Raw genomic sequence first — 5,307 nt, forward strand, 5'->3', positions numbered from 1 at the left:
AGCAGCTGCCAGCCTCGAAAAGGCAAGTAGTAGAAGGCTTCCGAAGGGTAGCGATCCTGCAACTGCAGATACAGGCCAAGACTGACCAGCAGCGTACCCAATGCCAGTGGCCACCAATATGCCGGCCGCAGGAAAAATATCAGCGGCCACAGGAAATAGAACTGCTCCTCGATACCCAGCGACCATATGTGCAACAGGGGCTTCAGCTCTGCCTCACCCGCGAAATAGCCGGTCTGCTCCGCCAGAACCATGTTCCCCGCGAAGAAAATGCCGCCAAGCACCTGGGCAAAGAAATCCCTGGCTTCATCACGCGCCAAGAAAAACCATGACGCAATGGCACAAGCCATATAAACGGCAAACGCGGGCGGCAGCAGTCGCCACGCGCGCCGTAGATAGAAGCCTCGAAGATCAACCTGACCCCGGGTCTCTGCCTGCGCCCTCAGCAGGCGGGTAATGACGAACCCGGAAATCACGAAGAAAACATCGACACCCAGATAGCCACTGGGCAACCAGTCCAGTTCAGCGTGATAGACAACGACAGACAGGACCGCCAGGGCACGCAGAGCCTGGATATCCGCACGCATGCGATTGCTCATGTGAATCAGGTCTTGGGCAGCGTGACGCCGGTCTGGCCCTGGTACTTGCCGCCGCGGTCCTTGTACGAGGTCGCGCAGATCTCGTCGCTCTCGAAGAACAGCATCTGCGCCACGCCCTCGTTGGCGTAGATCTTGGCCGGCAGGTTGGTGGTGTTGGAGAACTCCAGCGTCACATGGCCCTCCCACTCCGGCTCCAGCGGCGTGACGTTGACGATGATGCCGCAGCGGGCGTAGGTCGACTTGCCCAGGCAGACCACCAGCGTCGAGCGCGGAATGCGGAAGTACTCCACCGTGCGCGCCAGCGCGAAGCTGTTGGGCGGAATGATGCAGACATCGGAAGTGACATCGACGAAGTTCTTCTCGTCGAAGTTCTTCGGATCCACGATGGTGGAGTTGATGTTGGTGAAGATCTTGAATTCGTTGGCACAACGCACGTCGTAGCCGTAGCTGGAAGTGCCGTAGGACACGATCTTCTGGCCGCCGGCATGGCGCACCTGTCCGGGCTCGAACGGCTCGATCATGCCGTGCTGCTCGGCCATGCGACGGATCCAGTGGTCGGACTTGATGCTCATGCGGATGCTCTCGGAAACGGGTCGGCCGGTGGCCGGATGATCAATGGGTAGGCTGCAGGGGAATGCGAGTATCCGCGACACGCTCGCCGAGCGCCAGTCGCGCCGCCGTGCGGCGCGCCATCTCGCGGTAGTGCGCGGCCAACTCGCCGTCCGGCTCGGCCGCCACGGTGGGCAGGCCGCTGTCGGCCTGCTCGCGGATGCGCCGGTCCAGCGGCAGCTGGCCCAGCAGCGCGGTCTGGTACTGCGCAGCCATGCGCGCACCGCCGCCCTCGCCGAAGATGTGTTCGGTGTGGCCGCAGTTCGAGCAGATGTGCTGCGCCATGTTCTCCACCACGCCGAGCACGTTGATATCGACCTTGCGGAACATCTCCACGCCCTTCTTGGCATCCAGCGTGGCGATATCCTGCGGCGTGGTGACGATGACCGCGCCCGCCACCGGCACGCGCTGGGCCAGCGTGAGCTGGATGTCGCCGGTGCCCGGCGGCATGTCCACCACCAGGTAGTCCAGCGACGACCAGCGCGTCTGCGTCACCAGCTGGATGAGCGCGCCGGTGGCCTTGGGCCCGCGCCAGACCACCGGCGTGTCGCCCTGCAGCAGGAAGCCGATCGACATGACCTCGATGCCGTGTGCCTGGTGCGGCACGAACCAGGCGTCATCCACCGTGTCGGGATACTTGCCGTTGCCGATGCCTAGCATGACCGGCTGGCTGGGGCCGTAGATGTCGGCGTCGAGGATGCCCACCTTCGCGCCTTCGCGCGCCAGCGCCAGCGCCAGGTTCACCGCCGTGGTCGACTTGCCGACACCGCCCTTGCCCGACGCCACCACGATCACGTTGCGCGCCAGCGTCAGCGGCTGCACCTCGCCCTGCGGCTTGATGCGCGGCACCGCGAACGACCAGCGGATGTGCACGTCACGGGCACCGGCCTCGCGCAGCGCCAGCGTCAGCGCCGGGCCGAAGGCCTGATCGGGCTCGGCGTGCGGGTACGGCAGCTCGATGTGCAGGAAGACCCGGGCATCGTCGGTGACGCGGGTGTCGGCGGCCACCGCCAGCAGGGCGTAGCTGGCATCGGGCCCGAGATAGGGGTCGCTGTGGGCGACGAGCACGGCATCGACGCCGGCACGGGTGATGGTCATGGCGATGATCCTCGGAAGAGGCCGTTATGCTACCGGGCGGACGCCGGCAATGCGATACCGGGTGCCACGACGGCCGGCCCTGCCGACACCCGCCACGGGCACGTCGCGGCCACAGCCAGACGGGGCAGTGCTATGATTGCCGTTTTCCGTTTACGCCGACCGATACGCCACCATGACCCGTCGCCTGCTCGTCACCAGCGCCCTGCCCTACGCCAACGGCCCCATCCACCTCGGACACTTGGTGGAGTACATCCAGACCGATATCTGGGTGCGCTTCCAGCGCGCCCGCGGCCACGAAGCGCACTATGTCTGCGCCGATGACGCCCACGGCACCGCGATCATGCTCAAGGCCGAGCAGAACGGCCTCGCGCCGGAGCAGCAGATCGCCAACGTCAAGGCCGAGCACGAGCGTGACTTCGCCGGTTTCGGCATCCGCTTCGACAACTATCACTCCACGCACTCGGACGAGAACCGCGCGCTCTCGCAGCAGATCTACACCCGCCTGCGCGACGGCCTGCCCGGCGCAGATGCCGGTTCGCTGCGGGCCGGCGGCCATATCGCCACGCGTCCGGTGCGCCAGCTCTTCGACCCGGAAAAGGGCCTGTTCCTGGCCGACCGCTTCATCAAGGGCGACTGCCCGAAGTGCGACGCGCCCGACCAGTACGGCGATTCCTGCGAGGTCTGCAGCGCCACCTACGCGCCGACCGAGCTGAAGAACCCACGTTCGACCATCTCCGGCGCCACGCCGGTGGAGAAGGAGTCGCTGCACTATTTCTTCCGCCTGCCGCACTTCGAGGCCATGCTCAAGGACTGGACGCGCAGCGGCGCCCTGCAGGAAGAGGTCGCCAACAAGCTCGCCGAGTGGTTCGAGGCCGGCCTGGCCGACTGGGACATCTCCCGCGACGCGCCCTACTTCGGCTTCGAGATTCCGGATGCGCCGGGCAAGTACTTCTATGTCTGGCTGGATGCGCCGATCGGCTACATGGCCAGCTTCCGCAACCTCTGCGACCGCGCCGGCATCGACTTCGACGCGTACTGGCGCGAGGACAGCGAGGCCGAGCTGTACCACTTCATCGGCAAGGACATCGTGTACTTCCACGCCCTGTTCTGGCCGGCCATGCTCGAAGGCGCGGGCTACCGCAAGCCCTCCGGCGTGTTCGCGCACGGCTTCCTGACCGTGAACGGCCAGAAGATGTCGAAATCGCGCGGCACCTTCATCATGGCGCAGACCTACCTGCAGCACCTGAACCCGGAATACCTGCGCTACTACTTCGCCGCCAAGCTCTCCGGCCGAGTCGAGGACATCGACCTCAACCTGGAGGACTTCACCCAGCGCGTGAACTCGGATCTGGTCGGCAAAGTGGTCAACATCGCCAGCCGCTGCGCCGGCTTCATCAGCAAGCGCTTTGACGGCCAGCTCGACGCCGACTGCGCCGAGCCGGGCCTGCTGGCCGAGTTCATCGCTGCCGGCGACAGCATCGCCGCTCACTACGAGGCGCGCGACTTCGGCCGCGCCATCCGCGAGATCATGGCGCTGGCCGACCGTGCCAACCAGTACATCGACGAGAAGAAGCCCTGGGCACTGGCCAAGGTCGAGGGCAAGGACGCCGAGGTGCAGGCCGTGTGCTCGGTCGGCCTCAACCTGTTCCGCCAGCTCATGACCTACCTGGCGCCGGTGCTGCCGGCCATGGCCGAGGCCTCGGCCGGCTTCCTCAACATCCCCGGCTTCGCCTGGGAAGACCGCCGCAGCCTGCTGCTGGGCCAGCGCATCCAGCCCTTCCAGGCACTCATGACGCGCGTCGACCCGGTCGCCGTGGAAGCCATGGTGGGCGCCTCGAAGGACTCGCTGACCAACGCCCAGCCGGTCGCCGCGCAGGCCGCCGGCAAGGCGGATGGCAAAGCCGCCACCGACAAGGCAGTCGCCGCGAAGCCTGCCGCCGACAAGGCAGCCGCGACCGGTGACACGCCGGCGGTCATCGGCATCGAGGACTTCGCGAAAGTCGACCTGCGCGTGGCGCGCATCGTCAGCGCCGAGCATGTGGAGGGCGCCGACAAGCTGCTGCGCCTGCAGCTCGACCTCGGCGACGAGACCCGCCAGGTGTTCTCCGGCATCAAGAGCGCCTACCCCGACCCGCAGGTGCTGGTCGGCCGCCTGACCGTCATGGTCGCCAACCTGGCGCCGCGCAAGATGAAGTTCGGCATGAGCGAGGGCATGGTGCTGGCCGCAGGCCCGGGCGGCAGCGACATTTTCCTGCTCACGCCGGATGCCGGCGCGCAGCCCGGCATGGCCGTGAAGTGAGGACGACATGACGCAGACCCTGCCCCTGATCGAGCGCGAGACCGCGCCCGCCCCGACGCTGACGGTGATCTGGCTGCACGGCCTCGGCGCCGACGGCAACGACTTCGTGCCGATCATTCCCGAGCTGAAACTGCCGGCGGACGCCGCCGTGCGCTTCATCTTCCCCACCGCGCCGCAGATTCCGGTGACCATCAACGGCGGCTACGTGATGCCGGCCTGGTACGACATCCTGTCGCTCGACGGCGCCAGCCGCCAGGTCGATGACGCCGGCATCCGCGCCACCCGCGAGGCCATCCGCGCGCTGATCGCGCGCGAGCAGGCGCGCGGCACGCCAGCGGAGCGCATCGTGCTCGCCGGCTTCTCGCAGGGCGGCGCCATGGCCTACACCATCGGCCTCACGCATCCGGAGCGGCTGGCCGGCATCATCGCGCTGTCGTGCTACCTGCCGGCGCCGGACCTGCTGCGCGACGAGCTCAGCGAGACCAACCGCACGCTGCCGGTGTTCGCCGCCCACGGCCGTTTCGACGACATTGTGCCGGTCGCCCTCGGCGAGCAGGCGCGCGACAGCGTGGCCGCGCTCGGCGCCGACCTGACCTGGCACGACTACGGCATGCCGCATTCGGTCTGCCTGGAGGAGATCGAAGCGATCGGGGAGTGGCTGACAGCGCGGCTGTGAGCCGGCCATATACCCACTGTCAGCATACG

General features: G+C 66.9%; 4 protein-coding genes and 1 pseudogene. 2 read left to right on the forward strand and 3 right to left on the reverse strand.

Annotated features, from left to right (window positions below; translation table 11 throughout):
- The 3 genes and pseudogenes from C5O18_RS06135 to apbC form a co-directional block, all read right to left on the reverse strand.
- Nucleotides 1–596: acyltransferase family protein (locus C5O18_RS06135; RefSeq protein ID WP_146089240.1), on the reverse strand; the 596-nt coding region annotated here is incomplete at its 3' end.
- Between the two features lie 5 nt (nucleotides 597–601).
- The gene (gene dcd, locus C5O18_RS06140; protein WP_105192408.1) at nucleotides 602–1,168 is read right to left on the reverse strand and encodes a dCTP deaminase; all 567 of its coding nucleotides are present in this window, start codon (nucleotides 1,166–1,168) and stop codon (nucleotides 602–604) included.
- A gap of 40 nt (nucleotides 1,169–1,208) precedes the next feature.
- Nucleotides 1,209–2,168, reverse strand: a pseudogene (gene apbC, locus C5O18_RS06145) (iron-sulfur cluster carrier protein ApbC); the annotation flags it as partial.
- A 307-nt stretch (nucleotides 2,169–2,475) separates the two neighbouring features.
- On the opposite strand from apbC, the gene metG reads away from it, so the two are divergent.
- Together metG and C5O18_RS06155 are read left to right on the forward strand one after the other, a co-directional pair.
- On the forward strand, nucleotides 2,476–4,602 hold the full coding sequence (metG, locus tag C5O18_RS06150; RefSeq protein WP_105192412.1) for a methionine--tRNA ligase: 2,127 nt from the start codon (nucleotides 2,476–2,478) through the stop codon (nucleotides 4,600–4,602).
- A gap of 7 nt (nucleotides 4,603–4,609) precedes the next feature.
- Nucleotides 4,610–5,278 carry an alpha/beta hydrolase gene (locus C5O18_RS06155; RefSeq protein ID WP_105192414.1) on the forward strand — a complete coding sequence of 223 codons (669 nt, stop codon included), beginning with the start codon at nucleotides 4,610–4,612 and terminating at the stop codon, nucleotides 5,276–5,278.
- The last annotated feature ends 29 nt before the right edge of the window (nucleotides 5,279–5,307 follow it).

The organism is Amnimonas aquatica, assembly GCF_002943415.1.
Lineage (GTDB): Bacteria > Pseudomonadota > Gammaproteobacteria > Pseudomonadales > Moraxellaceae > Perlucidibaca > Perlucidibaca aquatica_A.